The organism is Streptomyces sp. NPDC057099 (genome assembly GCF_042671245.1).
Classification (GTDB): domain Bacteria; phylum Actinomycetota; class Actinomycetes; order Streptomycetales; family Streptomycetaceae; genus Streptomyces; species Streptomyces purpurascens.
In genome coordinates, this window is the sequence record NZ_JBHUTX010000047.1 from 25,082 (window position 1) to 51,981 (window position 26,900).

20 protein-coding genes and 1 pseudogene are annotated in these 26,900 nt (G+C 69.4%); 12 read left to right on the plus strand and 9 right to left on the minus strand.

Annotated elements, in window-relative coordinates; translation table 11 throughout:
- Positions 1–157: 157 nt before the first annotated feature.
- Both ACFT4A_RS35050 and ACFT4A_RS35055 read right to left on the minus strand, forming a co-directional pair.
- Positions 158–385: a hypothetical protein gene (locus tag ACFT4A_RS35050; protein ID WP_382838603.1), complete on the minus strand. Its 228-nt coding sequence runs from the start codon at positions 383–385 to the stop codon at positions 158–160.
- 15 nt (positions 386–400) lie between these two features.
- On the minus strand, positions 401–766 hold the full coding sequence (locus ACFT4A_RS35055) for a hypothetical protein (protein ID WP_382838606.1): 366 nt from the start codon (positions 764–766) through the stop codon (positions 401–403).
- An 806-nt stretch (positions 767–1,572) separates the two neighbouring features.
- Between ACFT4A_RS35055 and ACFT4A_RS35060 the strand changes: the two genes are divergently transcribed.
- A complete protein-coding gene (locus ACFT4A_RS35060) occupies positions 1,573–2,775 on the plus strand; it encodes a cytochrome P450 (protein ID WP_382838608.1) in 1,203 nt (400 codons plus the stop codon).
- Positions 2,776–3,621: 846 nt separating this feature from the next.
- Here the strand turns inward: ACFT4A_RS35060 and ACFT4A_RS35065 are convergent.
- Positions 3,622–3,843, minus strand: coding sequence for a hypothetical protein (locus ACFT4A_RS35065; RefSeq protein WP_382838610.1), 222 nt, complete (start codon positions 3,841–3,843; stop codon positions 3,622–3,624).
- A 1,348-nt stretch (positions 3,844–5,191) separates the two neighbouring features.
- On the opposite strand from ACFT4A_RS35065, the gene ACFT4A_RS35070 reads away from it, so the two are divergent.
- From ACFT4A_RS35070 to ACFT4A_RS35095, 6 genes are all read left to right on the plus strand, one after another.
- Positions 5,192–5,662, plus strand: a complete 471-nt coding sequence (locus ACFT4A_RS35070) for a GntR family transcriptional regulator (RefSeq protein WP_382838613.1) — start codon at positions 5,192–5,194, stop codon at positions 5,660–5,662.
- The gene (locus tag ACFT4A_RS35075; protein ID WP_382838616.1) at positions 5,656–6,600 is read left to right on the plus strand and encodes an ABC transporter ATP-binding protein; all 945 of its coding nucleotides are present in this window, start codon (positions 5,656–5,658) and stop codon (positions 6,598–6,600) included. The genes ACFT4A_RS35070 and ACFT4A_RS35075 overlap by 7 nt, the downstream gene beginning before the upstream one ends.
- Positions 6,597–7,607 (plus strand): ABC transporter, encoded by a 1,011-nt coding sequence (locus ACFT4A_RS35080; protein WP_382838618.1) that lies wholly within the window; start codon positions 6,597–6,599, stop codon positions 7,605–7,607. The genes ACFT4A_RS35075 and ACFT4A_RS35080 overlap by 4 nt, the downstream gene beginning before the upstream one ends.
- 182 nt (positions 7,608–7,789) lie before the next feature.
- Positions 7,790–11,107 carry a S8 family peptidase gene (locus tag ACFT4A_RS35085; protein WP_382838620.1) on the plus strand — a complete coding sequence of 1,106 codons (3,318 nt, stop codon included), beginning with the start codon at positions 7,790–7,792 and terminating at the stop codon, positions 11,105–11,107.
- Between the two features lie 718 nt (positions 11,108–11,825).
- Positions 11,826–12,728 (plus strand): DUF3626 domain-containing protein, encoded by a 903-nt coding sequence (locus ACFT4A_RS35090; RefSeq protein WP_382838623.1) that lies wholly within the window; start codon positions 11,826–11,828, stop codon positions 12,726–12,728.
- Between the two features lie 983 nt (positions 12,729–13,711).
- Entirely contained in the window at positions 13,712–15,469 is a 1,758-nt protein-coding gene (locus ACFT4A_RS35095; RefSeq protein ID WP_382838626.1) for a lysyl oxidase family protein, read from the plus strand.
- 1,261 nt (positions 15,470–16,730) lie between these two features.
- Here the strand turns inward: ACFT4A_RS35095 and ACFT4A_RS35100 are convergent.
- Complete coding sequence (locus ACFT4A_RS35100) at positions 16,731–18,089, minus strand: MFS transporter (protein WP_382838628.1); 1,359 nt, start codon at positions 18,087–18,089, stop codon at positions 16,731–16,733.
- A gap of 72 nt (positions 18,090–18,161) precedes the next feature.
- Here ACFT4A_RS35100 and ACFT4A_RS35105 point away from each other — a divergent pair, with 72 nt between their 5' ends.
- From ACFT4A_RS35105 to ACFT4A_RS35115, 3 genes are all read left to right on the plus strand, one after another.
- Positions 18,162–19,148 (plus strand): GlxA family transcriptional regulator, encoded by a 987-nt coding sequence (locus tag ACFT4A_RS35105; protein ID WP_382838631.1) that lies wholly within the window; start codon positions 18,162–18,164, stop codon positions 19,146–19,148.
- Positions 19,149–19,339: 191 nt separating this feature from the next.
- Entirely contained in the window at positions 19,340–19,906 is a 567-nt protein-coding gene (locus tag ACFT4A_RS35110) for a PadR family transcriptional regulator (RefSeq protein WP_382838633.1), read from the plus strand.
- 79 nt (positions 19,907–19,985) lie between these two features.
- Positions 19,986–21,704, plus strand: a complete 1,719-nt coding sequence (locus ACFT4A_RS35115) for an acyl-CoA dehydrogenase family protein (RefSeq protein ID WP_382838636.1) — start codon at positions 19,986–19,988, stop codon at positions 21,702–21,704.
- A 771-nt stretch (positions 21,705–22,475) separates the two neighbouring features.
- Here ACFT4A_RS35115 and ACFT4A_RS35120 read toward each other — a convergent pair.
- The 4 genes and pseudogenes from ACFT4A_RS35120 to ACFT4A_RS35135 all read right to left on the minus strand — a co-directional run.
- A pseudogene (locus ACFT4A_RS35120) lies at positions 22,476–22,731 on the minus strand (helix-turn-helix domain-containing protein); the annotation flags it as partial.
- Positions 22,732–22,761: 30 nt separating this feature from the next.
- Positions 22,762–23,574 (minus strand): phytanoyl-CoA dioxygenase family protein, encoded by an 813-nt coding sequence (locus tag ACFT4A_RS35125; protein ID WP_382838638.1) that lies wholly within the window; start codon positions 23,572–23,574, stop codon positions 22,762–22,764.
- A gap of 30 nt (positions 23,575–23,604) precedes the next feature.
- Positions 23,605–23,835, minus strand: a complete 231-nt coding sequence (locus ACFT4A_RS35130; protein WP_382838640.1) for a hypothetical protein — start codon at positions 23,833–23,835, stop codon at positions 23,605–23,607.
- Between the two features lie 66 nt (positions 23,836–23,901).
- Positions 23,902–24,681: an MBL fold metallo-hydrolase gene (locus ACFT4A_RS35135; RefSeq protein WP_382838643.1), complete on the minus strand. Its 780-nt coding sequence runs from the start codon at positions 24,679–24,681 to the stop codon at positions 23,902–23,904.
- A 129-nt stretch (positions 24,682–24,810) separates the two neighbouring features.
- Here ACFT4A_RS35135 and ACFT4A_RS35140 point away from each other — a divergent pair, with 129 nt between their 5' ends.
- Positions 24,811–25,716, plus strand: a complete 906-nt coding sequence (locus ACFT4A_RS35140) for an AraC family transcriptional regulator (RefSeq protein WP_382838645.1) — start codon at positions 24,811–24,813, stop codon at positions 25,714–25,716.
- Between the two features lie 81 nt (positions 25,717–25,797).
- The gene (locus ACFT4A_RS35145; protein ID WP_382838647.1) at positions 25,798–26,292 is read left to right on the plus strand and encodes a MarR family winged helix-turn-helix transcriptional regulator; all 495 of its coding nucleotides are present in this window, start codon (positions 25,798–25,800) and stop codon (positions 26,290–26,292) included.
- Here the strand turns inward: ACFT4A_RS35145 and ACFT4A_RS35150 are convergent.
- Positions 26,252–26,863: a TetR/AcrR family transcriptional regulator gene (locus ACFT4A_RS35150; RefSeq protein ID WP_382838649.1), complete on the minus strand. Its 612-nt coding sequence runs from the start codon at positions 26,861–26,863 to the stop codon at positions 26,252–26,254. The genes ACFT4A_RS35145 and ACFT4A_RS35150 overlap by 41 nt on opposite strands.
- Positions 26,864–26,900 lie beyond the last annotated feature (37 nt).

Genomic DNA, 26,900 nt, shown 5'->3' on the forward strand with positions numbered 1-26,900 from the left:
CGGTGCCGTCATCCGGTGCCATTGCAGCGCGCTGTTCACTGTTTCCTTCCTGGTGTCGGCCGATGCCACCTCCTTGAGGCCGTGCTGACTCATGTCAACACCTTCCCCATACCCGCTGCGTCGGCGGCGCGCCGCAATCCGGTGCGGACGGATCGGCTCATCTCTTGGCGAGTGCTTCGCGGCGCATCCACTGGAGCAGAGTGGGCTTGGCGGCTGTGGTGATGACGCTGACGGTGGTGCGGTGGTGGCTGTCGTCGTGGAGCAGGGCCAGCAGAGTCGCGGCCAGGTCCACGCGGGCGGTGAATCTGCCGTCGGCGCGGCCCTCGACGGGGGTGTAGTCGGTGACCGACGGCAGGTCGTATTTCGTGCCGTCCCTGAGCAGCACCTCGACGTCGGCCCGTCAGTGGTGGTCGTCCGTCCGCTGCTCCAGCCGCACCCGCTCCACCCCGGGTCTCGACCACGCCCAGGCCGCCAAGGTGTGCTTGGTCGTGATGTGCCATACCGTCTCCGGACTGTGGCCCCCGGCCGGAGCCTGCCCGGGCCGGTGGGCAGAGTGCCGGCGCACCTTCCCGCCCAGCCGGCCCCGTGTCACCAGCGGCACCCGGGTTCCCGCCGGGGCCTCGAAGCCGTGGAAGCAGTAGAAGCACACCAGCTGGCCCGTGCCGCCGTACCCGAGCCGTCTCCAGTGCTCTGGCTTCCGCTCGGCGACGTGTACCTCCCGACGGGTCTCCAGGTCGAACCCGACCACCAGTAAGTCGTCCTGCACGTCCACTCTCCCCTTCGGGCTTTCCCCTGTTGCTGCCGTTGTCGAGGACCGGGGAAACGCGCCACCCACAAGACGTGCCGTCCCAAAGGCGTTCGCCGCGACCTCCTCCACCAGGTTCTCCGTCAGGCGGTGGACGACTCCGGTACCGGCCGGTCTCCTCTTAGCAGGTCACGCTTCTTCCGCGTTGTCGCTCCGTATGCGGTCCCCGCGCGCCAACTACAGGGAGTGGAGAAGGAGACGACGGGTGCCTAGCGGTTGTGCCCACGAGGGCATCCAGTCAGGCATGGCGCGCGATTGGACCAGGCCGAGATGCAGGCCCTCGAGGACGTCGGCTCCACGCCGCTGACCCGAACGGCGAGGCCCCCCGCCGACCAACTCCCGCCCTCAGCAAGGACCTGGTGCTCGCCTGCCTTCCGGCCTTGTGCCTCCCGGAGCTGGCCGACCTGCCCAACCCGCAGGTGACCGCCGCAGAACTCTGCGCCACATTGCCCACCGCGTCCACAACAACCCGCGCCCGGCCGACTTCGCCGACTCCCTGACCCCTCGTCGGCAGGGGCGCAGACATCCTGACCCGGGACGCCTTGCAGGGTGCTGCGGGCGTGGTGCTCCGCGTGAGCCCAGTCCGCGAGAGGGCCAGTCGCGTGCCATGCCGACGAAACGCCCGTCCCGGTGGGCTGCTGGTCCTGGGACATCGGGCCACCGCCCCGGCGAGCTCCTGGACTCGGTGGCGGGCGCACACGCTGCGGCTCGGCAGAGGCGCGCGGCCGCACGGCACATCGCCGACTCGGCCCGAGCAGACTGGGGCCATGACTCTTTTCGATCACAGCCTCATAGAAAGCCCCACTGCCGCCTACGCACGCCTGCGCGATAGCGCTGCGGTCCACCGCACCACCACTCCAGATGGTGAGCCACTCTGGGTGATCACCCGCTACCGGGAGGCCCGCGCCTCGCTGGCGGACGGCCGCTTGTCGCTGGACAAGGCAAACGCGAAAACCAGTGGTACCTATCAGTCGTCCATGCCACCCGAGCTCGACGCCCATCTGCTCAACATGGACCCACCCGACCACACACGTCTGCGCCGCCTCATCTCCAGAGCCTTCACGCCACGGCGCATCGCCGCCCTCCGCACTCGGATCCAGGCCATGGCGGACGCCCTCCTCACCACGCAGGTGGGCCCAAGCATGGACCTCATGCAAACACTGGCTGTCCCGCTCCCCATGGGCGTCATCTGCGAACTGCTCGGTATTCCCGAGGACAACCACGACTTCAGAGCGTGGACCGACACCCTGCTCTCCCCCTCGGCCGGCTCAGCAGCAGACTCGCGCGCAGCGATGCGCCAGATGCACCAATTCCTGACCGGTGTCATCCAGGACAAGCGCAGCCATCCGTCCGACGACCTGCTCTCGGCCCTCACCCATGCCCGCGACGACCGCGAAAGCCTCACCGAGCAGGAACTGCTCTCCCTCGCCTTCCTCACCCTGTTCGCCGGCTACGACAACGCAGTCCACCTCATCGGCAACGCAGCCCTCGGCCTACTCCTGCACCCGCAGCTCATGCACCAGGTCCGGCAACGCTCCCTGCCGGTCCAAGCGGTAATCGAAGAGACCCTGCGCTGGAACCCACCCTTCCCCTTAGCCGTGCGCCGGTTCGCCCTTGAGGACATCACCATCGGCGACACCGTCATCCCGGCCGGCGGCCGCGTGTGGATCTCCATCGCCTCGGCGAACAGGGACGACCGCGAGTTTCCCTCGCCCGACTCCTTCACCCCGGGCTCCCCCTCTACCCACCTGGCGTTCGGCCACGGCATTCACTACTGCCTCGGCGCGCCACTTGCACGGCTGGAGGCAGAAATCGCCATCGGCTCCCTCCTAGAGCATTTCCCCGCCCTGGAACTCGCAGTGCCCCTCGGTGCCCTGGCCTGGTGGCCCTCCTTCCACAAACGCGGACTCCGCAGTCTGCCCGTACGGACACGACCGCTGAAGGCAGGTACGGCCGTCGCGCGGGGTTGATGCCGGCTGGGGGCTCCTGAGTGTGCCTCTGTCCCGGCGTGCCCCGCACCTCACGTACGCGACGGAACCTCCTCCGCCACCACACCAGCAGACGCGGTTCCAGGACGCCTTCGTACACCGGATCTGTGTGGATTCTCAGCGCGTGCCGCCAGCGCGCAGCTGCTCCAGCCGCGTCGCCAGCAGGTGCTGCGTGGTGCGCACCCGGGCGGCGTCGGAGGCCGTGGTCGCGGCGGCGACGGCGTCCGCGCCGGCCGGGTTGTGCTGGAACGAGTGCCGTCCCTGCTCGATCTTGTACGCCCGTCGGGCCGCCGCCTCGGCCTCCTCGGTCCGGCTCAGCCGTCCCGCCGCGCTTGCGGCGTGATCAATCCAGGCGCAACCCGCGAGCCCTGCCTCATAGCCTCGGCCCCATGACTGACCATGCCCTCGTACCCGACGACTTCGTCGTCCCCGCGGACCTGATCACCCCGCAGTTCCGTCTGGAGCCTCTGGGACCCCAGCACAACGCCGCCGAGCACGCCGCCTGGACCAGCGGCATCGAGCACATCCGTGCGACCCCGGGATTCCAGGACCGAGAATGGCCCCCTGCGGACGGGATGGCCCCGCAGGCGAATCTCGTCGACCTCCAGCGTCACGCGGACGACTTCGCTCAGCGCCGCGGATTCACCTACACCGTCATCGAGACCGCTAGTGGCGAGGTGATCGGTTGCGACTACATCTACCCCTCCCGCAGCGACGACCATGGCACCGACGTACGCTCCTGGGCCCGGGCCGACAGAGCCGAGCTGGACACGCCCTTGCAAGCGGCCGTCACGACCTGGCTGTCCACGAACTGGCCCCTCGGGACCCTCAGCCGAGGCCGCGCCGCAGCAGCCCGGCCTCCTGCAGAACGGAGGCGACCGCACGCCGCATCCGGGGCAGTTCCACGAGGACGCACTCGTCGACCAGAAGATCACCGGTCTCCCGGGAGGCCAGGGCCGGCACCACCATCTCCATCACGCTGAACCGCCAACCCTGGTCCAGACCGCGTCGGTCACGGATCCGGTCGGCGGCTAGGAGGACGTCCTTCATCTCCGCGAAGGGGCGGTCGCGATCCGCTGCGCATGCTCGCGGGTGAAGGTCCGGGGCAGCAAGGGCAACTGCCCGGTGATCTGCGACGGGCAGACCCGGAGGTCGTCCTGCGGCCCCCGGGCGTCACGGCCGGTGCGTCCCTTCCAGGCGCCAGCGGGCGGCGGCTCGACCGGGCCTGGCGTGCGGCAGACGTACCCGGTGGGGTTGCGGACGCCCGGCAACTGCATCGACAGCTGCAGATCACGGACTGGCCCGGGACGGTCCCGGAGCGCTATGCGGGTCCACTCGAGATCGGGCAGCAGCCGGATCTCGATGGTGCAAGGCCGGCAGACCCCGTCCCGATCGAGCTCGGTTTCATGCCGGCAGCGGCGGCAGACTCCGTGCTTGCGCCGCGGGGCGCCCACCCGATGCGACTGCGGCAGCTGCCCGACGGCCGCAGGGCTCCCCATCCGTGGCAACGGTCGCACCCTCCCGTCTTCGCGCCCATGCGGCGCCCTCAATTCGAAGGCAGGATGCGGTCGCCGCCACCGCGGCGGGGAATCGGCCGGACCGATCCGCCCTCGCGCTGCTCCCCGACGGCCCGCTGCTGCGGCTGGTCACGCGCGGCCTGGTGCTCCTGCGGCTCGGCCCTGGCCCGACTCATCCTCGGCCAAGGCAGCGGCGACGGCGGTTCGCGCCTCCTGTGAGGGGAACTCTGTCATGGTCCGTGGTCTCCAGTCCTGTGGTTACGGGCCGAAACCTGAGGTGTCCCGCGCGCGGACCGCTGTCAGAACCGGTTGCGCTGGCACCCTCGGCGGCAGTGGGCGGGACGTCGGCAAGCTCGGCAGCCCACCGCTGCGACCATTCGGTGACCGAACGCAGGGCCTCGCGGACGTCGTGGCCGAGCGGGGTGAGGGTGTAGCCGCCGTTGCACAGCACCTCGGCGAGTCGAGCCTCTTGGGGTCTTCACCGGCACCGCCCTGCGGACCTACGGCCTGTCCGCCACCGGCCCCCCGGCCGCCCACGAAGCGCCGTGCGCATAGCTGCTCCACGGGGCCAGACCTGGTGGAGGGCAGGGCCGGGGTGCGTTCACGATCGCCAATCCAACTGGGCCGCGCGAGTGTCGGTGATGCGGGCGGGCGCCAGTCGGAGCCAAGGGCGGCGAGGTCGCCTTCGATGCGAACTCCAGGCGTTCGCTTCGTAGTTCAAGTCATGGCTTTCGAGAGCGATCCCACCCCGAAGTGACGCCCCCGACGTGAGCAGCGCATTCCACCACCCCACCAGCACCCCGACCTGCAGGCTTTGACAGGTACGCGATCCGTGCTCCATCCTCATTTCACTAGTCGACTAGTGAAGGGTAGTGAAGGGGTTGGAGTTCCGCATCGACAGGCGAAGCGGGGTCGCCGCCTACCAGCAGATCGTTCAACAGACCAAGCAGGCGCTGCGGCTAGGCGTACTCCTGCCGGGGGACCAGTTGCCCACGGCCAAGGCGGTCTCCCAGACCTCCTCGGTAAACCCCAACACCACGCTCAAGGCGTACCGAGAACTGGAGCGGGAGGGCCTGGTCGAAGCACGGCCGGGACTGGGGACCTTCGTCCGTCAGTCAGTGACTCGTCCGCAGGTGGCGGCGGATTCGCTGCTGCGCGGTGAGCTGGAGAGCTGGCTGGACCGGGCCCGCGAGGCGGGTCTTGAGCAGGACGACGTGACCGCTCTGGTCACGTCGGTGCTGGAGGAGCGGTACGCCGGGACCAGGCCTGCCGCCGAGCACGCGGAAACAGCGGCAACAGAAGCGCCAGAAGCGACAACAGGAATGTTAGGAACAAGGGGACGCGCATGGTGAGTTACGAGACGGGCCACGGGGGATCGGCGGACACGTCCGCGATAGAGGCCCGCGGGGTCGGCCGGAAGTACCGCCGGGGCTGGGCGTTGCGGGACTGCTCCTTCCGGCTGCCGGCCGGGCGGATCTGCGGTCTGGTGGGCCCCAACGGGGCCGGCAAGACCACGCTGATGAACATCGCCGCCAACCTGCTGGAGCCGACCACCGGCACCCTGCGCGTGTTCGGCGCGGCCCCGGAGTCCGCGGAGGCCACTCGGCGTACCGCGTTCCTCGCCCAGGAGAAGCCCCTGTTCCGGCGCTTCACCGTCGCCGAGACCCTGCGCATGGGCCGCGAACTGAACCCCGGCTGGGACCAGCGGGCCGCCGAGGACATCGTCCGCGCGGGCAATGTGCCCCTCGACGCGAAGATCGGCACACTCTCCGGCGGCCAGCGCACCCGGGTGGCCTTCGCCGTCTCCTTCGGCAAGCGTCCCGACCTGCTGCTCCTCGACGAGCCGATGTCGGACCTCGACCCGCTGGTGCGCCACGAGTTGATGGGCACCCTGCTGGCCGAAGCCGCCGAGCGCGGCACCACCGTGCTGATGTCCACCCACATGCTCGCCGAGCTGGAGAACATCTGCGACTACCTGCTGGTCATCGCGGGCGGCGGGCTGCGGCTGGCCGGTGAGGTCGACGAACTCCGTTCCGTCCACGCCGTACTGACCGGGGTCCACTCCGAAGGGCGGATGCCCCCGGAGCTGGCGTACCACACCGTGGTCGAAACCCGTACCAGCGGACGGCAGTTCACCTCCCTGGTCCTACCCGACGGACCGGTCACCGGTCCCTGGGAGGCGAGCACCCCGAGCCTGGAGGAGCTCCTGCTCTCCTATCTGCGCTCGCCCGAAGCCCCGCCGCTGATCAGCCCCAGCTCCTATGTCGCCCCGCAGGGGGTGGCCGCATGAGCACGATGACCAGCGCCGCCGGTACCTCCCCCGACTCCGCCCGCACCGCGGCCGGCCATGGCCGTGGCCTCCGGCTCAGCGGCATGAACTGGCTCGTCTGGCGTCAGCACCGTGCCGCCTACTGGACGCTTCTGGCCGCCGGCGCGGTCACCGTGGCGGTGATCGTCTATCAGCGTCAGCTGATGATCACGTACCTCGAAGGGTACGGCTATCCCGACCTCAGGTCCGGCTGGGAGGACAAGTTCAACCAGCGGCCGCTCGACGCGGTCTCTCGGTTGCTCGGGCTGCTGCCCATCGTGATCGGTGTCTTCATCGGTGGGCCCCTGCTCGCCGGCGACCTGGAGACCGGCACCGCCAAGCTGGTCAACGCCCAGTCCGCCAGCCGGGTTCGCTGGCTGGCCACCAAGCTCGGTGTGACCACGCTCGTGGTCGTGGTGTGCACCGCGGCGATCTCCGCCGCGTTCACCTGGTGGTGGTCGCCGGTCAAGTCGTCACCGTACGTGATGGATTGGGTCGACTCCTCCGGCTTCGACAGCAGTGGACCCGTGCCCGTGGCGCTCACCCTGCTCACCGTCGTCACCGGCGTGGCGATCGGCATGCTGTTGCGCCGGACCCTGCTGTCCATGGTCGTCACCCTGGGCTTCGCCGTTGCCCTGCAGCTGGCCTGGTCGTACGTCCGGGTGTCCCTCGGGAACATCGTCACGGTCACCAGCCGCAACGGCGTCCAGGGCGACACCCGCCCGGAGGTGCCTGACGGCGCTTACATCGTGGACGAGTCCTACCTCACCGCCTCCGGCGACCTCATCGGCTGGGGCAGCTGCGCCGGGCCGACGGAGTCGGCCAGAAACGCCTGCCTGGACAAGGAGCAGGTCGTCGGCTGGTCGATCGATTACCTCCCGATCTCCCAGATGTCCTCCATGCAGTGGTTCGGCGCCTCGATCCTGCTGGTCCTCACCGCCGGCATCGCGGCATTCATCCTCCTCTGGGGTCGCAAGCGCCTCGTCTGATCGTCCGACCAGGCACCCCGTTCGACCCGATCTTCCTCGCGGACTCCTTCGCGGACCTCCTCTGAGACTTCTTCTCAGACCTCCCTCAGTACGCGGCCGAGCGGCCACGCGTCGCTCCGCCGCGCCCTGATGCCGCCCCGGCGGGCAGGCAGATCGTCACGAACCATAAGGAAAGGCTTCAGTTGACATCGCACAGACGCAGGAAACGAGCGCTCATCACCCTCCCGTTCGCCGCCGCCCTGGCGGCGGCGCTCGGCGCCGGACTGCTGGCGGGCACCCCCGACAGCGCCCAGGCCGAGACCCTCCCCGGAACCCCGGCGCGCACCGTCACCCTCGTCACCGGCGATCGGGTGACCCTCGACGCCAAGGGCAAGGTCACCGGCGTGGTGGCCGCCGAGGGCCGCGAGGGGATGACGTTCCGCGTCCAGCAGGCCGCGGGCCACGCATACGTCCTGCCGCGCGACGCCGAACCGCTGATCGCGAACGGGACCGCCGACCGGCGGCTGTTCGACGTGACGCAGTTGGTGAGTTCGCGCTACGACGACGCCCGCCGCTCCGACCTGCCACTGATCGTGACCTACGACAAGGGCAGGTCCGTATCGGCGAGTACGTTCCGGAACTCGGGCGCGACCGTCCGCCGGGATCTGCCGAGCATCAACGGCGACGCCGTACGCGCCCGTAAGTCCGAGGGCTCCGACCTGTGGAAGACCCTCACCGGCGCGAGCGGCTCCGCGAAGGTCAGGAAGATCTGGCTGGACGGCAAGGTCAAGGCGACCCTGGACAAGAGCGTGGCGCAGATCGGCGCTCCCGCCGCGCACACGGCGGGATACGACGGCAAGGGCGTCAAGGTCGCCGTCCTCGACACCGGTGTCGACGCCACGCACCCGGACCTCAAGGACCGGGTCGACGAGGTGAAGAACTTCTCCACCGCCGCGGACAGCGTCGACCGTGCGGGGCACGGCACGCACGTGGCCTCGACGATCGCGGGCTCCGGGGCCAAGTCTCCCGCCGGCGCGAAGTACGAGGGCGTCGCGCCCGGCGCCCGGCTCCTGGTGGGCAAGGTGCTCGACGACGCCGGCGAGGGCGACGACTCCGGTCTCATCGCCGGTATGCAGTGGGCCGTCGCGCAGGGCGCCAAGGTCGTCAACATGAGCCTGGGCGGCACCGACACGCCCGGTATCGACCCCATCGAGCAGGCCGTCAACGACCTGTCGGCCAGTTCCGGGGCCCTGTTCGTCATAGCCGCCGGCAACGAGGGCCCCGGTGAGGGCACCATCGGCACCCCCGGCAGCGCGGCCTCCGCGCTCACCGTAGGCGCGGTCGACCGCCGGGACGCCATCGCCGAGTTCTCCAGTCGCGGCCCCACGGCCGACGGCTCCCTCAAGCCCGACATCACCGCGCCGGGCGTGGACATCGTCGCCGCCAAGGCCGCCGAAGGGAACATGGGCGACCCCGTCGCCGACGGCTACGTCTCCATGAGCGGTACGTCGATGGCGACCCCGCATGTGGCGGGCGCCGCGGCGATCCTGGCCCAGGAGCACCCGGGCTGGAAGGGCCCGCAGATCAAGGCCGCCCTCACCGCCTCCGCGAAGCCGACCCCCGCCACCTCCGCGTACACGCAGGGCACCGGCCGCGTGGACGTCGCCAGGGCGATCTCCCAGAAGCTCACCAGCAGCCCGACCTCGTTGGGCTTCGGGACCCAGAGGTACCCCCACACCGACGACCAGCCGGTCTCCAAGGGCGTCACGTACCGCAACGCGGGCCCCGAGCCGGTCACCCTGGACCTGGCCACCGAGGCCTACGGCAACGACGGAACGCCCGCGGCCGAGGGCATGTTCACCGTCTCGCCGCAGCGGCTCACCGTCCCGGCGGGCGGTGAGGCGACCGCCACCGTGACCGCCGACACCCGCGTGGGCACGGCCGAGGGCAGCTTCGGCGGCTCGGTGACCGCCGCGACCGCCGACGGCAGCGCCACCGCGCGTACCTCGCTCGGCGTCGTCCGCGAGATCGAGTCGTACGACCTGACCATCAAGCACCTCGACCTCGAGGGCAAGGCCGGGCGCGACTCCAGGACGGACATCTACGGCCTGGACAACGACATCTGGACGGAGGTCGCCGACGAGAGGGATGGCGAGGTCACCATCCGTCTGCCGAAGGGCCGTTACTCCCTGCAAGGAATGACCTTCGCCGGCGCCGGACGGTCCGTGCTGCTGCACCCGAAGTTCGCGCTGACCAAGAACACGACCGTGGTCATGGACGCCCGGAAGACGAAACCCGTCAAGGTCACCGTGCCGAACGGCGCGGCCAAGCCCGCGGGCGCGATGGTGTACTTCTACAACAGCGTCAGCAACAAGCCGTACACCACTGTGTACGACGCCCTCTCCCTCGGTGACATCCGCATCGGACAGCTCGGTGCCCCGGTGCCGTCCACCGAGGCGTTCGTGAGGTACTACGGCATCTGGACCCACAAGTCCGTCAACTACCGGCTGGCCTGGGACCGCACGGGTGACCTGTCCGGCTTCACCCGGAACGTCAAGCCCGACCAGCTGACCAAGGTCAAGGTCGTCGTCGGAGTGCCCGCCAAGGGCAAGACCACGAGCATCAGCGCCTCACCGCTGATGCCCGACGGCTTCTACAACCCCTACTCGACGAAGAGCCGCCTGCCGCTGACCGGCACCGACTATGTGCTGCCCAACAAAATCAAGTGGTTCTACCAGGTCTCCCAGCGCGGCGCCCCCGACGCCGAGGGCGACCCGGCCTGGGAGAGCACCCAGAGCAGCATCCCCAGGTCGTACGCGGCGGGCAAGGACCACACCCAGCGCTTCAACGTCGGCGTCTTCGGCCCGTCCCTCCCGTCGGGCGACGTCCCGGCCGTCACCGACCCGCCCCGAGTGGTCCGCGTCGGCGACACCTTCGAGGCGTACCTGCCCCTGTTCTCCGACAGCGCCGGCAACGTGGGCGTCTCCACCCACACCAAGGCCAGGAGCTCGCTCCACGCCGACGGCAAGAAGATCTTCGCCGTGAACGCCCCGCTGAACGGCGACTCGTACACGCTGCCCGCGGGCAAGCGCACGTACAAGCTCGACGTGGACGTCTCCCGCGATCCGGCCCAGTCCGCGGTCAGTACGCGTACGACCGCCACCTGGACCTTCACCTCGGCCCACGTCCCCGGTGACAAGCCCAAGCGGCTCCCGCTGACCGTCGTCCGCTACACGCCCAGCCTGTCGACGGCCAGCACCGCCAAGGCCGGTACGACCCTCACCGTTCCCTTCAGTCTCCAAGGCGCCGCCACCAAGGTCGACACACTGCGCAAGCTGGCTTTCACCGTCTCCTACGACGACGGCAAGACCTGGAAGAAGACCACCGCCGTGAACGGCAAGCAGCTCAAGCTGACCAGCCCCGCCAGGCCCGGCCCGGTCTCACTGCGCGTCACCCTCACCGACGCCGACGGCAACACCCTGACCCAGACCATCCACCGCGCCTACCGCACCACCAAGTAGGAGGACGGGCGGCGTTGGCCCCTGCCGGTCGCCCGGCGGGGGCTTATCCCTCCCAGCAGGACTTGAGGCTTGACCTGGGGAAACGTCGAGCGGTGGGAATGCTGCGAGCACGCCGTGGGCACAGGCGGGTTCCGTGCGGCGCTCGCATCGCAACGTCACTGGCCTGGGCAGCCATTCGCCGGTGAGCAGTGAGCACGTACTCGCAGCCGTGATCTGGGACCGACACCTCGAACGAAATGATCACCGGCATCGCCCGCTGCCGGAGTCGCCTCGATTACAGGTCTTCGCCTCCGCCGCGGTTCCGGGGCACAGCAGACTCGAGCGCGCCGTGCCTGAGTACGAAGGCGGAGTCCCCGCAGGCTCTACGGGAGCCGGCAGCCGTCGATGTCACAGGGGAGAGCATCTTCGGGCGGGTTCATCTGGTCACCATGTCCGCTCAGGCCCGGATGCGGACGGTGTACCACGCCGGGGTGCGTGATACACCCCCTCGGTCATGCCTCACCCGACACGGGAGTGGCGGACCGTTACACAACTCGGAGTGGGCGTATTGGTCGTCTCCGCCGCCGGGCAGCGATGCGCTCAGAACCAGCGCGCCACCGCCGAAGAAGGCTGTGGCGCCGATGCCGGACGACTTCCTCCACCGTCGAAGAACGTCCCAGGGCGACACTGCCCACAAACCCGCGTGCACGGGTTGATCGGCTCGGGGGACACTTCGCGAATGAGCTCCGACGCCTCCCAGACAGCGCAGGAACGGGCCCTCGGGCACATGGCCGGGCTTTCGTCCGGTGCGCCCGTGGACCCGACGTTGCGGGTGACCCTCAACTTCCATCCGGACCGTCTGGCATACGGCAAGCCGATCCTGGAGGCCCTGGCAGAGGGCGGTGTCTATCTCTCGCAGTTCGTCACCGGAACGAGCAACGGTGGCCTGACCGCCTACTCAGGCGGCGACCGGTGGCGGTGGGAAAGCCGGATGTTCGATGGTGCTTACGACAACGCGGCCGCTCACGAGCGGCCCGTCTATGGCGGGCTGAACTTCCGCCACAAGCCCGTCGGCGCGGCGCCGCGCTTCGGTTCCGCGCATTTCCGACTCACGGCCTCGGCGCTGTCGCGGACCACGTTCTGCTACCCGGACAGCTTCCTGGAGCCCTCGGACTTCGGTACGGCGGATCGCATGGGCCTCATCGAACTTGCACTGGCCGATGACCAAGACGCCCTCGACGACTACATCGAGGCGCAGGTGCACGGGCCGGTCCGGCTGGACCGCGATGTCGAGGCGCTGGTCCTGGACCCCTGCTATCAGGGCACTGCCGTCGAGGCTGCCTCCCGGTGTCTTCCCTTTCCGGTGGAATGGCACCCTGGATTCCGGCTCACGGTCGAGGAGCTCTGCCGGAATCCCACCTACCGGGGCCAGGAGTACGTTGCCCTGGGCACGCAGATCGCCGTCGGTGGCAGGCTCGATCCGCGCGTTGTCGGGGATGCCGCGGGCACTGGCCGCTATGACCCGCAGGCGGTCAAGAAGGTATGGCACTACCTTGCGCGTTTCGGGGCACAGCCGCAGCCGAGCGGTGAGGCAGTGAGCCGGGCTCAGGAAGAGGAGGCCAGGATCGATGGCCTTCGCTGACCAGTTGGTGCCGGAAAGGCTGTGGGAGCCCTTCCAAGCCGTCGGGCCAACCGCCCCTTCGGCATCCCCTTCGCCCTCGTACCGCTGGTGCTCCTCACGTGACGACGGGATTCATGGATGCATGGGCGAACCGGCCCCTGACCACCGTGCTTTCGGGAATGGCGAGCCTTGTCGTGATCGCCTTCCCTCGGGACTCTGTGCCACCTTGGCCGCGCGGGACGATGCTCATGACCAAGAAATCGTCGGCTGACGGCATGATCGTGGTTCAGCGCGGTGGGCTCGGGTCAGCAGTCTTCGTCTGCTGACTCATGCTCGACAACCGACAACAACGAGTATCCGGCCGGCGGTCGGCGGGGGCCAGGCCACCGGCGCCGTCTGCCTCAACGCCATGCGTCTGCGCCGCGGCGAATTGCGGGACGCGAAGTACTGGGCCCGGCAGATCGAAGCCCTGGAACGCGAACCCTGCCAGTACCCACCCGTACCGCACGAGGTCGTCGACACCACCACCAGCCCCGCCGGCCCGACGGCGTCCTGGCCGTCTTCCTCGACTCGCACGACCACGCAGACGTCGGCCAGCAACTCGAAGACCTCGTCGCCACCGACCATTTCGGGCCCGACCAAGTGGCCAAGTGGGGGCCCACTCTCGTCCTGGCCCACGCACGCCGCTTCCTCGCGAACTCCACGCGGAACAAGCGGAGTCGGGAGCGTGCGCTCCGAAGGGAGATGCGGCGGCACTCCCACACGCCGTCACATGCCGGGATGGCGGGTGAGGTGTGCCCGCATCGACGGCCGGATCTCGTCATTGCGACGGCATTCGGCCAACACCCCGCCCTCTTTCCGTCTTCCGGACAACCGAGCAACCGGTTCGTTCCTCTCGCAGCGCGGGCGAAGCAAACGCCTCTCACATGGCGGCCCCGGCCCGGACCTCGCGGACGCGCCGTGCCGCCTGCTTCCTTCTCACAGCACCGGAGGACGAGGGAACCATGACCAGAAGACGCACCGCTCGGCTGCGGCGTACGCTGCTCGCCGGCACCACGGCCATCGCCGTGACGGCTGTCACGGCCGGCATCGTGGCCGCAGCGCAGGAGCCTGCGAAGGCCGCGAAGGGCCCCGAGCTGGGCCTCGTCGCGGCGACCGGTTCGGTGACGCTCACCACCTGGAAGGAGGATCCGGGTGTGTACTTGGACCTCGGCACCTACCTCATCGCCGAGGGGAGGCCGCTGGAACTCAAGGTGACCCGGAAGTCCTACAAGGACCCGGTGACTGTCACCCAGACCGTGTACGAGGGCGGCAAGGCCAAGGCGAAGAAGCTGCCCACCGGCACCGTGAAGGACTTCTCCGGGCTGCCCGGCTTCTCGGAGATCACCTTCACCGACAAGGCCGGCAAGAAGGTCCTCACCCGCAGCGAGAGCTTCTGCCCGAACAACGCCAGCGGCCGGGTGCGGCCCGACGCACCCTCCACCTCCAAGTATCCGGAGAGCTGCTCGACCAACCCCTTCACTCTCGGCTCCGTGTGGGGCGTCGAGAAGGGCTGGGCGGCCAACACGTACGCGGGCTCCTACACCGAGCCGGTCCAGCTGGCGGCCGGTACGTACACGGCCAAGGTCCGTGTTGCCAAGAAGTACCGCGACCTGTTCGGCATCGCCGACAAAGCGGCCACGGTCAAGGTGACCGTGGTGGAACGAAGCGACGAGGACGAAGAGAGCACCTCCGCGGCCGCGCCCCGCTCCGCGAAGGCCGGCGAGCACGCCGGGCACGCTGCCGGTCACCAGGCGCCGACCGCGCACGCCGGTCACGGGCCCGGGCATGCCCCGGCGCCCGCTGAGGCTTCCGCGCCGGTGACGAGCGGTGCGGGTCCTTCGTACAACGTGGGCCACGGTCCGCTGAAGGCCGCGCCGCCGGCCCTGCCGTGGGCGTTGAAGAAGAAGCAGATGTCCGCGCAGTCTTCGCAGGCCCGGGACAGCGGCGGCCAGACCGACGGCTCGCGTCAGGCGCCCGCCCTCGAACCGCTGTCGAAGCGGCCCGCCGGCAAGCCCTCAGTCCCGGACGTCCCCAAGCCGGACCTGCGCTCGCTGCCGGCCTATGGCATCACCATCGGCGACGGCGACAAGGACATCCCCGGCAAGGACTACCTGGCGTTCAGCGCCAACGTCTGGAACGCCGGTCCGGCGCAGCTCGTGGTGGACGGGTTCCGCTCGCCCGGCAAGGCCAAGATGGACGCCTTCCAGTACTTCTACGACGCCAAGGGCAAGCAGGTCGGCTACACCCCGACCGGCACCATGGAGTGGGACCCGCGCCCGGGGCACGTGCACTGGCACTTCACCGACTTCGCCAGTTACCGGCTGCTGAAGGCCGACAAGAAGGAGGCCGTGCGCAGCGGCAAGGAAGCGTTCTGCCTGGCCAACACCGACGCCATCGACTACACGGTGAAGAACGCCAACTGGCACCCCTACAACACCGACCTCTCCACCGCCTGCGGTGAGGAGAACTCGATCTCCGTCCGCGAGGTGCTGGACGTCGGCTCCGGTGACACCTACACCCAGGACCTGCCGGGCCAGTCCTTCGACATCACCGGCGTGCCCAACGGCACCTACTACATCCAGGTGCTGGCCAACCCGGAGAAGCGGCTGAAGGAAACCAACCTCGACAACAACAGTGCCCTGCGGAAGATCGTGCTCGGCGGCACGCCGGGTAAGCGGACGGTCACCGTGCCGGCGCACGACCTGGTGAACGCCAACTGACCCCGCCGTGCGGCCGGGGGGAGAGTCCCCGCCCGATGCGGACAGTGTGCATGGTCTGCGCCATTCGTCCGCTTCAGCCATTGGGGTGCCCTTCCCCCGGCATCGTGGTCACGGCGTCCTGACCGGGCGGTTTCGCTGGAGAGCCGGCTGCCCAGGCCGACAGGAACGACTGGAAGACGCCTAAAAGATCATTGACACCGGCGGCCAGAAGTAGCTCCTGGGCAGGCGCCTCGATCTGGGTGGCCCGGCCCGCCCCGCCGGTGGAGCTCCGGCGGGGCTTCGGCTCGTTGCCGCGCCGGAGGCCAAGGCGTCGGGGAAGTTGTGGGATGGCGCTCTGTCGTCATGGTCGCTGAGCAGCCTCTGTCACCTCGACGGTGAATTCCCGGCCGTCGGGGCCAGCCGTCCGGGTCAGCATTCCACCCGGGTCCTCGAACAAGCTCCCGGGTCGTGGGCCCACCGAGGCGAAACGTCCTTCCCTGCCAGTAGACGCGTGATCAAGTTGCGCAACTCTTCGCAGGTCATGGTCAGACAACCAGTCCGGGCGCGGCAGAGTCACCCGGCATTCCCCCGATCGTCCGCCGCTGCCCCGCACGACGCCGACCGAGGCGGCGCCCGCAGCCGTACCGGTGAAGCAGTGCCTATCTCGACTCCACGGGCATACGAAGGAGCGGTAGTGGAAGGCGGCGGAAGGGCGCATCGATGGGTGACGCGATAAGAGGTGTGCGAGCCTTTTCTGCGGTGTTGATCGTAGGAGGGATAGGTGCGTGTGTTGCAGGGAGTGGTTCTGGCGGTCTTCGCCTTTCTGGGCCGTCGGAAGACTTCTTCCTGACACGAGAATTCGGATTCGAGCCGCGTTTCGTCAGCACCGCATCTGGCAGCGTCGGGAGCCTTTGCTGGTTCCAGGACTGTGGCCGCCGCGCCGGCGCGACGTGACGCCGTCGCGTGCCCGGAGAAACCTAGCCGGGCCGGAGACCCGAACCGCTGCTTCCGGCACGGAATTTGCGCCTCTCTGACGGCCTCCGGACGGCGCCGTCGAACTCCCGTCAAGGGACCGCAATTAAGGGGCCGTCAGGAAGACGTAGAGCAAGGAGAGTTTGACTCTGGCGTCGCGAGCGGTCCGCCCGGAGGAACCTCTGCCGGAGCCCCCCACGCTCTCAAGGAGACGTCGATCTCGATGACGACCACGCCCGCATTTTCCGACGGTACGAGACGGGACTGCACCCGCGTGCGACCGCGGTGTCCGACCTTGGCGACGGTGAGGCTACCGGGGCCGCTGTGTCTCGCGGATCGGGGATGCGGGGTTGTTGTCGCGGCCGGTGGGCGTCGTGCGGATGACCATGGAGACCAGTGCGGCGCCGGCGCAGGCGGCGCCGAGGGCAGGCCAGACCAGGTCGTAGCTGCCGAAGGTGTCGCGGGCGACGCCGCCGAAGAGGGCGGCCAGGGCGGCGCCGATCTGGTGGGCCGCGTTGACCCAGCCGAAGACGATGGCGCTGTCGTCGCCGTAGAAGGTTCGGCACAGGGCGATGACGGGCGGCACGGTGGCGAGGTCGAGAAGGCCGAAGGCAACGACGAAGACCATCATGGCCGGGGTGACGGTGGCGGCCATCATCACGGGGAGCAGCACAAGGAGGAGGCCACGCAGGGTGAAGCAGGCGGCGAGCAGGCGGCGGGCATCCATGCGGTCGGTGAGCCACCCGGAAACGACCGTGCCCACCACGTTGAAGACGCCGATCAGGGCGAGCAGGGTCGACGCGGTGGTGACCGCCATGCCGTGGTCGTGGGCCGCCGGGGTGAAGTGCGTCCACATGATTCCGTTGGTGGTCGCACCGCAGATCGCGAACGCGCCGGCGAGCAGCCAGAAGGGCGCGGTGCGCGTTGAGTCCCGGAGCACGGTGAGGGTGCGACGCGCGGCACCCGTGACAGGCGGCGGCTTGGGAACGAAGTGCTCACTTCCGTACGGGCTTTGGCCGACGTCGGCGGGGTGGTCGCGCAGGATCAGCCACACCAGTGGGGCCACGACCAGCGCGGCGAGCGCGAGGGTGACCAGGGCGGGGCGCCAGTCGTAGTGGTCGATGGTCCATGAGAGGGCGGGCAGAAACACCATCTGCCCGAAGACGCTGCCCGAGGAGAGGATGCCGGTGACCAGCCCCCGCCGGGTGGTGAACCAGCGGTTGGTGACGGTGGCTCCGAATGCCATGGCCATGGAGCCGGTGCCGAGGCCGACGAGGAGTCCCCAGAAGAGGGTGAACTGCCAGGAGGCGTTCATCACCGTGGTGAGCAGAGAGCCGGCCGCGACCGTCGTCAGTGCCGCGACCACCACACGGCGGATGCCGAAACGGTCCATGAGGGCGGCGGCGAACGGGGCGGTGAGTCCGTAGAGGACCATGTTCACCGAGGAAGCCAGGCCGATGGTGCCGCGTGACCAGTGGAACTCCTGCTGGAGCGGGTCCTGGAGGATGCCGGGCATCGTGGAGAAGGCACCGGCGACCACGATGGCGAGGAGGGCCATGGCGGCCACCCACCAGGGGCGGTACCCCATGGCGCCGAGCCGCGGATCTGCGGGGAAACGGTCAGTGTCGCCCTGGGGCTGCCGGAGGCGTGCCGTGGTCGCTTCTTCCATGTGTTCCATCCTTCGCAGGGCGGGCAACCCCCGACCACTGGCCAGCTGGTCGCGAAGTGAAAGGATCTGGCCATGCCTGAGGTGAGCGGGAACGTGCCGCATCGGGTGGTCACCCTGGTCCGCCCGGGGCTGCTGCCGATGGAGCTGGGCATCGTCCACCGGTTGTTCGGAACAGCCGTCGGAGCGGATGGCCGACCGCTGTACTCGGTGGTGACCTGCGCGCCGGACCCCGGTGAGCTGACCACCGAAGCGGACTTCACCGTGAACGTCGCCCATGGTCCGCGGGCGCTGGAGACCGCTGACACGGTGCTCGTGCCGGCTGCCGCCGAGGACTACGAGCCGCAGGAACGGGGGCAGTTGGCGGAGCCGGTGCGCCAGGCGCTGACCCGCATCCCGGCGGGGGCACGGGTGGCCTCGATCTGCACCGGGTCGTTCGTGCTGGCGGCTGCCGGGCTGCTGGCGGGGCGACGGGCGACGACGCACTGGAAGTCGTGCGACGAGTTGCAGACCCTGTATCCGGAGGTGCACGTGGATCCCGATGTCCTGTACACGGATGATCAGGGCGTGCTCACCTCCGCGGGCGTGGCCGCCGGTGTCGATCTGTGCCTGCACATGATCCGGAGCGACCACGGGGCCGATGTGGCCAATACCGTCGCGCGGCGCACCGTCGTACCCCCGCACCGGGAAGGCGGGCAGGCGCAGTACATCGAGCAGCCGGTGCCCGAACCCGGCACCAGTTCCACGGCCGCCGCCCGCGCCTACGCGCTCCGTCATCTGGGGGAGCCGCTGGCATTGGAAGATCTGGCCCGGGAGGCATCGATGAGCGTACGGACACTGAGTCGGCGCTTCCTGCTGGAGACGGGAGCGACACCGATGCGCTGGCTGACCGATCAGCGGTTGCAGCACGCGCGGCGCCTCCTGGAACGGACCGACGAACCGGTGGACCACATCGCGGCAGCGGCCGGCTTCGGTACCGGGACAGCGCTGCGCCAGCACTTCCGGGAGACGCTCGGGGTGTCGCCGCGCGCGTATCGCAACACGTTCCGAGGGACGAGCTGAGCGGTACGCGCGCGGCGTCCTCATCTCCGGCGGCACCCGCGGCCGTGTCGTCGAGATCAAGCGCCCGGAGCCGAACAAGAGCGCAGCGGCGGTGGACCTGAGAGAGCCATCCACCGCCACCCCGCGTGAGCCCTGTCTCACCTGGGCAGCGCCCCTTGGCTATGCAACGAGTTGCATAGAAGGATCTGGGTATGGCGCTCGAGCACGCGATCCTCGTCTCCCTGCTGGAGAAGCCGGGCTCCGGCTATGAGCTGGCCCGGCGGTTCGAGCGGTCCATCGGATACTTCTGGACCGCCACGCACCAGCAGATCTACCGCGTTCTCAAGCGCATGGAGGCCGAGGGCCTGCTCGCCGTCCGTGAGCTGTCGCAGCAGAGCCGACCGGACAAGAAGGAGTACTCCGTCGTAGGCCCCGGCCGCGCCGCCCTCTCTCAGTGGCTGCACGAACCGATCCAACCCGAGAGCATCCGGCACGAACTCGCCGTGAAGATCCGCGGCGCGGCCTTCGACGACCCGTCCGCGCTGACCCGTGAGGTCGAACGGCACCGCCGGGTGCACAGCGACCGGCTCGCGCACTATGTGGCCGGGGAGCTGCGCGACTTCACCGGCCCGGAAGCCCCCACCCCGCTCGACGCCGGTCAGGAACTGCAGCATGTCGTGCTGCGCGGCGGCATCGCGTACGAGCGGATGACGATCGCCTGGCTCGACGACGTACTCGCCACCCTCCGCCGGCTCGGCATGTCACCCCCACACGCCTGACCGGCCGGCCAACGCCGTTCTGGCCCCGCGACGTTCAGACCCGCACTCTCCACCCTCAACCCTCGGAAGGCGGACCTTCATGGCCGACCCCCTCCTCTTCAACCCCCGTACGTACGACCCGGCGCAGTTCGACCCCGAGACCCGCAGGTTGCTGCGTGCCACCGTCGACTGGTTCGAGGACCGCGGCAAGCGCCGGCTCATCGAGGACTATCGGTCCCGCGTCTGGCTGGCCGACTTCCTCGCGTTCGCCGCCAAGGAAGGGCTGTTCGCCACCTTCCTCACCCCGGCGTCCGCCGCCGGCGACAAGGACCAGCGCTGGGACACGGCCCGGATCGCCGCCCTCAACGAGATCTTCGGCTTCTACGGTCTCGACTACTGGTACGCGTGGCAGGTGACCATCCTCGGTCTCGGACCGGTCTGGCAGAGCGACAACACCGCGGCTCGCACCCGCGCGGCCGAACTCCTCGCCGGGGGAGAGGTGTTCGCCTTTGGTCTCTCCGAGAAGACCCATGGCGCCGACATCTACTCCACCGACATGCTGCTGACGCCGGACGGCAACGGCGGCTTCACGGCGACGGGCTCCAAGTACTACATCGGCAACGGCAACGCCGCCGGGCTCGTCTCGGTCTTCGGCCGCCGCACCGACATCGAGGGCCCGGACGGCTACGTCTTCTTCGCCGCCGACAGCCGCCACTCGGCGTACCACGTCGTGAAGAACGTCGTCGACTCCTCGAAGTACGTCAGCGAATTCCGCCTCGAGGACTACCCGGTGGGCCCGGACGACGTCCTGCACACGGGCCGCGCCGCCTTCGACGCCGCCCTCAACACCGTCAACGTCGGTAAGTTCAACCTCTGCACCGCCTCGATCGGCATCTGCGAGCACGCGATGTACGAGGCGGTCACCCACGCGCACAACCGCATCCTGTACGGCCGCCCCGTCACCGCCTTCCCGCACGTGCGCCGCGAGCTGGCCGACGCGTACGTCCGCCTCGTCGGCATGAAGCTCTTCAGCGACCGCGCCGTCGACTACTTCCGCTCCGCCTCGCCGGACGACCGCCGCTACCTGCTCTTCAACCCGATGACGAAGATGAAGGTGACCACGGAGGGCGAGAAGGTCATCGACCTGATGTGGGACGTGATCGCCGCCAAGGGTTTCGAGAAGGACACCTACTTCGCCCAGGCCGCCGTCGAGATCCGGGGACTGCCCAAGCTCGAGGGCACGGTCCACGTCAACCTCGCGCTGATCCTCAAGTTCATGCGCAACCACCTCCTGAACCCCGCCGAGTTCGCGCCCGTACCGACCCGCCTCGACGCGGCCGACGACACCTTCCTCTTCGAACAGGGTCCCGCCCGCGGCCTCGGCTCCGTACGCTTCCACGACTGGCGCCCCGCCTACGACGCATACGCCGGGGTGCCGAACGTCGCCCGCTTCCGCGAGCAGGCCGACGCCCTGTGCGAGTTCGTCGCCACCGCGGCCCCCGACGAGGAGCAGAGCCGCGACCTCGACCTTCTGCTCGCCGTCGGCCAACTGTTCGCGCTGGTGGTGCACGGCCAGCTGATCCTGGAGCAGGCCCGCCTGACGGACCTTGACGAGGATGTCCTCGACGAGCTGTTCTCCGTCCTCGTCCGCGACTTCTCCACCTTCGCCGTCGAACTGCACGGCAAGGACTCGGCCACGGTGGATCAGCAGCGCTGGGCGCTCGGCGCGGTCCGGCGTCCCGTCGTCGACGAAGCGCGTTCGGGGCGCGTCTGGCAGCGTGTGGAGGCACTGTCCGGGGCGTACGAGATGGCGCCGTGACAGCCCGCCCAGAGGGCTCGTCGAACATCTGACGGCCAGGGCCCCCGGGAGCTGTAGCGCTCGTACCGTGGCCGTGTCGGGTTGCCAGGAGCGTAAATGCCTCCAGGCAACCCGACGATGCGATTCCTCTCGCCAGTGTGTGAACGCCGGAGTCCATGGCCGGAGCGTGGTCTTGGCGACCTGGTGTTTGCAAGCGCGACGATGCTCCGCCCGGGCCGGCGAGGCGCCCAAGCGTCGTCCCTGGGAGTGCGGCGGTCGCGAGCACGGGCGGCTTGCGCTACAGGACCTCCGGGGTCGGGACGGCGCGAGGGATATCGCCTCGATGGGTGCGCGCTCGGAGTGGGCGACGCCGACCTCAGCAGCGGGAGCTGGTGGAGGCGACCGGCGTTCCACTACCCGGCGGCCTCGTGCACGACACCGATCTTTGACCGTCCCGCCCAACGGCTCCCCGCGCTGTACTTCCTAGGACTTCCGCTGAAGTCGCGGCATAACGAGATGGATATCGCCGAACGCTCTGCCAGATCCTGATCGGCGCCCGTTGCGACCTGGTTCGCGTGGACGAGATCCGCAACATCAACATGGCCACGTCCACCCGCAAGGACATGTCGGACCAATGAAGTACAACCACTGAGCACATCCCCGGTGAGGGGCCCACAGATCGCGGCCCGCTGTGTGTTGCGCACGACCGGGAAGCTTCCACGACACCGGATGACTGGAAGTCGATGATTGCCATCATGGAGCACGCGTTCCGGCTGCACCGCTGCAGTGCTGGCCCGAAGGTGGTGAGGTGGAAGGCCATCCCCGACTGGGAGTTGAGTGTGGCGCCGGTACGCCGGGCCTCGCCCGGTCCGATGCCGTGCATGGCACGGAACGCCCGTGCGAACGCCTCACCGGAGCTGTAGCCATAGCGGACCGCGATCTCCAGCAGAGTTTCACGCCCCGCGAGGACTTCGGCGCCCGCGAGGGTGAGCCGACGGCGTCGGACGTACTCCGACGGCGGCATGCCCGTGAGCGCGGAGGACATCCGGCAATTGCCGACGATCATCGTCAAGCACGTCTACCCAGCGCTGTGGTCGGTGCCGTCCCCGTCCGGACCGGGGGTAGCCCGTCCCAGGCCCCGGCGGATCGCGATCTCCACGGGCGAGTACGCGCCGTCGGCCCGCTCCAGTTCGTACGGCGCGGCCGGCATCAGCGGCGGCTGGGCCATGAAGCGCGGCCGCACCCCATGGTGCGGTTGCGCAGCGTGCACCAGGAACGGATGGCACAGGAAGACGTCGCCCGGGGACCCGGTGGCGAGGGCGATTGGCCGGTGGTCGGACGCCGCCACCAGATCGGGCGCGAGGGTCAGCCCGCTGGCCCCGTCCTCCCCGTACTTCTCCAGCACCTTCGGCACGTCGAGGTGTGAGCCGACCCGGATCCGGGTCGGGGCGTCCTCCTCGCCGACCTCGCTGAAAAGGAACAGCATCAGCAGCGCCCGGCCCTGGGAGCGCAGATTCGTGAAGTACCAGCTCTCGCCCTCCGGCAGATAGCTCCCCTCGATGTGCCAGCCCGCGTCGTCCGGCTCCTCCTCGTGCGGGAAGCGCAGCGGGAACGTGCCCAGCGAGTAGCGCGGCTCCCAGCGTCCCGGGCCGACGAGCAGGTCGTACGCGTGCTGCAGGGACGGGGAGTTGGGTGCCGCGGCGAACGGTCCCTGCGCCATGCCGCCCACCCAGTGCACGGGCTGCGTCCACGTCGACGGGTCGTCCGGGTCGCAGCCCGTCTCCCGCCACAGCAGCCGCGCGCAGTCCGCGGCCACGCGCGGCGCGACGGCGCCCTCCAACTTCACGAAGCCGTCGCGGAGGAAACGGGATACCAGGGTCGTGTCATCCATGCCCCCATCGTGCGGAGACACCGGCCCCGATCACCCGACATTCTCCGCACCGCCTTTGTCGGGTATGAGGATGGGCGTGTGGACCCCGGTCACGCCGGCGACGGAAGAACTGGCGGGCACCGGGTGGTGATGCGCGTGGGTGGCGGTCGCCTCCCCGGCCGTCCGGGAGGCTGCCAGGGCCGGGGCGGACGCGCCGAGGACCAGGAGCGAGGCGATCGCGACGGCCGCGGCGCGCGGACGGGGCAGGCGGGGTTGTGACATGACGGAACTGCGGGAGAGTGCGGGTCGAGCGACGTGGGCCATCAGGAAGAGGGAGGGGAGAGGAGATCAGCTACCGGTGGGGAAGAGGGACCGGTTGGCGATGTCGATGATGAACGGGCCGACGTGGGAGGGGTATCGGTCCACGATCGCCTTCTTGTACGCGTCACCGTCGTCGCCGAGCAGTTCGCGGGCGTCGGCGAGGTAGCGGCGTACGTCCGCGTAGACCTCGGGGCCGGTCGGCAGGCCGTGCCCGGCGAGGATCGTGTCGTAGCCGGACTCGGCGGCCAGCGTGTCGACGGCCTGCTGCCAGCCGGTGATGTCGTTGTTGCCCAGGTAGAGGTGGACGTCGTTGTAGACGAGGTCCTGGGCGATCAGAACGCGCTGCTCGGGCAGCTTGATGAGCAGCTCGTCGGCGGCCTCACCGCCGGAGACGGCCTCGAAGACGAACGGGACGCCGTCGATGACCTCGGTGCCGGGAGTGAGTTCCACGGTCGGAGTGAAGTCGCTGAGCGGGATGACCAGGCCGGTGGGCAACGTGCTGTCGCCGCGCGCGATGATCTGCTCGCGCACCTCCGCCAGCGCGTGGACCGGGACGCCGAAACGGGCGGCACCGTTGTAGTGGTCCGGGTGGGCGTGCGTGACGATCAGCCGGTCCAGCGGCTTGCCGAGCCCCTTGGCGTAGGCGATCGCCTCGTCCGCGTAGGCGGGGAGCAGCTGGGCGTCGATCGCGACGATCCGCGCCGAGGTCTCGATCAGTTGGGTGGTGGTGTGGAAGGTGTCCGCCGGGGACATGTAGCTGTGGATGCGGACCGCGCCCTTGTCGAGGACCGTGACCGTGCCGTTCATGGGGTGCTCCTTGCGGTGAGGGGCGGCCTTGCGTTGCCTTGATGTCCTCTACTCTCGCCGTGAAATCGCAGGCAGACGAGATACGCTGGAGACCCGGCATGGTAAATCGAGGACATCCCGGAGCCAGTGATGAATGCGGCGGATCTTGACGCGGAGGCTCCCTCCCGGGGTGGGGCCATCCCCCGGCTCGACTTCAATCCCCCCGAGGAACGCGTCCCCGGGTTCGAGATCATCGACCTGGCCACCCTGCACGAGCGTCGCCTACGCCGGGGCAGTCGGCTCGACGCGGTGCACCGGGTCGACTTCCACACCCTGACCCTCGTCACCGAGGGCAGCGGCGAACACGCCATCGACTTCGTCGCCCACCCCTGCCGCCCCGGCACCCTGCTGTGGATCCGCCCCGGCCAGGTCCAGCGCTTCGTACGACCGGCCACCGCCAACGGCACCCATCTGCTGTTCACACCGGCCTTCCCGCCCCACTCCAGCAGCGCCGACCGGCTGGTCAACGAGTGGTACGGACCCGCGTGCTGGCAACTGGGCGCCACTCCCGAGTACGCGGTGCTGTCCACCCTGCTCGGCCAACTGCGCGCCGAATACGGCCGGCCGGAGCACACGGTGTCGTCCGAGATCCTGCGACTCCTGCTCGCCACCGTGCTGTTGCAGATCGACCGGCTGCCCCACCCGGACGGCGGCGGCGCGCACGCCGGCGGGGAGGTCTACGCCCGCTTCCGCGCCGAGCTTGAACGCTCCTACGTCACCACCCGCCGCGCCGCCGACTACGCCCACCGCCTCGGATACACCGTCAAGACACTCACCCGCGCCAGCCTGGCCGCGACCGGGCAGCCCGTGAAGCACGTCATCGACGGACGGGTCGCCCTGGAGGCCCAACGGCTGCTGGCGCACACCGACGAACCGGTCGCGACCATCGCCCGCCGGCTGGGCTTCCCCGAGGCCACCAACTTCGGCAAGTTCTTCGCCCGCCACGTCGACGTGACCCCAGGCGCATTCCGGCTGGCCCATCAAGGCCGGCGGTGAACCGGTGACAGGCTGGGCCGTACCGATGCGAACATGACCGGTGGGCGGGGTGGGAGCAGGAGCGGAAAGGGCGTTAGGACCATGGACGAGCAGGCGGAGATCGCGACGCCGGCGGAAGCGGCGAACAACGCCCTGATCCTGGCCTTCGGGCGGCTGCAGGGGGCCGCGAACCGGCTGGAGTACATCCTGGGACGGGCGCTGGAGGTGGAGTGCGGCATCAGCCATCTGACGTTCGAGGTGCTGCTCATCCTGGGGCGAGCGGGAAAGCCGGGGCTGTCGATGCGGGCCATCGCCCAGGAGCAGGTGCTGACCACGGGAGGGGCGACCCGTCTGGTGGACCGCATGGCGGCGGCCGGTCTGGTCGACCGTGTCGAGGATCCCGGCGACCGGCGCGGCCGGCTGGTGCGCCTGACCGCGCTGGGGGAGGAGACCACGGTGGCCGCGGCCCGAGTGCACCGGGAGAACATCAGGCGCTACTTCCTGGCTCCCCTCCCGGCCGAGGAACGCGAGCGGTTCGCGGAGAACCTCCGCGTACTCAGCCATACGGCGCGGGACACGCTGCCCCGGCTCCCCTGAGGGCAGTGGCCGTCAGAGGCCGCGAGCCGCACATGTCCCACATGGCGCCGTCGGGCGGGGCGGCGAGCTGGAGGATCCATGCCGCCCACTCCGCGTCGCCCTGTTGTCCGGGCAGTTCGAGCAGCGTGGAAACGGTGATCACCAGCCCCGTGGCGAAGAACGTGCGCGCCGGCATCGCGTCCGCCCCGGTCAAGCGGGTGCTGGCCTCCTGCAGTCGCAGCTGCCGCCGTTTCACCGCCTCGCGCACGGCCTCGTCCGCCGCCGCGTCGTAGCCGTGAAGCATCACGAGTCCGATGGTGTGCTCGCTCCGCAGCAGCCGTCGACAGGTGTCGCAGAGTCCGATCAGGGTGGACTCGGCAGCGGCGAACGCGGCGTGTACGACCTCGAGGAACAGGCTGCGCTTGGAGCCGAACATCTGGACGATCCGCAGGTGGGAGACGCCGACCCGCGCGGCGATGGCTTCCAGGCTCCTCCCCGCCAGGCCGTTCGCTGCGAACTCGGCGTCAGCGGCCTTCAGGGTCTCCGCACGCCGCTCCGTCGCCGGCTTGCGTACGGCGGCGGACTTGCTCAAGCCTGATCGACGGTGGGGAGTACGTGGGGATGCGGCA

Bases quoted from the DNA above. Each gene is read 5' to 3' on its own strand.
- ACFT4A_RS35125 (WP_382838638.1), bottom strand. From the start codon at position 23,574: ATGGATGACACGACCCTGGTATCCCGTTTCCTCCGCGACGGCTTCGTG.
- ACFT4A_RS35130 (WP_382838640.1), bottom strand. From the start codon at position 23,835: ATGTCACAACCCCGCCTGCCCCGTCCGCGCGCCGCGGCCGTCGCGATC.
- ACFT4A_RS35135 (WP_382838643.1), bottom strand. From the start codon at position 24,681: ATGAACGGCACGGTCACGGTCCTCGACAAGGGCGCGGTCCGCATCCAC.
- ACFT4A_RS35110 (WP_382838633.1), top strand. From the start codon at position 19,340: ATGGCGCTCGAGCACGCGATCCTCGTCTCCCTGCTGGAGAAGCCGGGC.
- ACFT4A_RS35075 (WP_382838616.1), top strand. From the start codon at position 5,656: ATGGTGAGTTACGAGACGGGCCACGGGGGATCGGCGGACACGTCCGCG.
- ACFT4A_RS35080 (WP_382838618.1), top strand. From the start codon at position 6,597: ATGAGCACGATGACCAGCGCCGCCGGTACCTCCCCCGACTCCGCCCGC.
- ACFT4A_RS35140 (WP_382838645.1), top strand. From the start codon at position 24,811: ATGAATGCGGCGGATCTTGACGCGGAGGCTCCCTCCCGGGGTGGGGCC.
- ACFT4A_RS35095 (WP_382838626.1), top strand. From the start codon at position 13,712: ATGACCAGAAGACGCACCGCTCGGCTGCGGCGTACGCTGCTCGCCGGC.
- ACFT4A_RS35090 (WP_382838623.1), top strand. From the start codon at position 11,826: ATGAGCTCCGACGCCTCCCAGACAGCGCAGGAACGGGCCCTCGGGCAC.
- ACFT4A_RS35105 (WP_382838631.1), top strand. From the start codon at position 18,162: ATGCCTGAGGTGAGCGGGAACGTGCCGCATCGGGTGGTCACCCTGGTC.
- ACFT4A_RS35060 (WP_382838608.1), top strand. From the start codon at position 1,573: ATGACTCTTTTCGATCACAGCCTCATAGAAAGCCCCACTGCCGCCTAC.
- ACFT4A_RS35145 (WP_382838647.1), top strand. From the start codon at position 25,798: ATGGACGAGCAGGCGGAGATCGCGACGCCGGCGGAAGCGGCGAACAAC.
- ACFT4A_RS35100 (WP_382838628.1), bottom strand. From the start codon at position 18,089: ATGGAAGAAGCGACCACGGCACGCCTCCGGCAGCCCCAGGGCGACACT.
- ACFT4A_RS35115 (WP_382838636.1), top strand. From the start codon at position 19,986: ATGGCCGACCCCCTCCTCTTCAACCCCCGTACGTACGACCCGGCGCAG.
- ACFT4A_RS35065 (WP_382838610.1), bottom strand. From the start codon at position 3,843: ATGAAGGACGTCCTCCTAGCCGCCGACCGGATCCGTGACCGACGCGGT.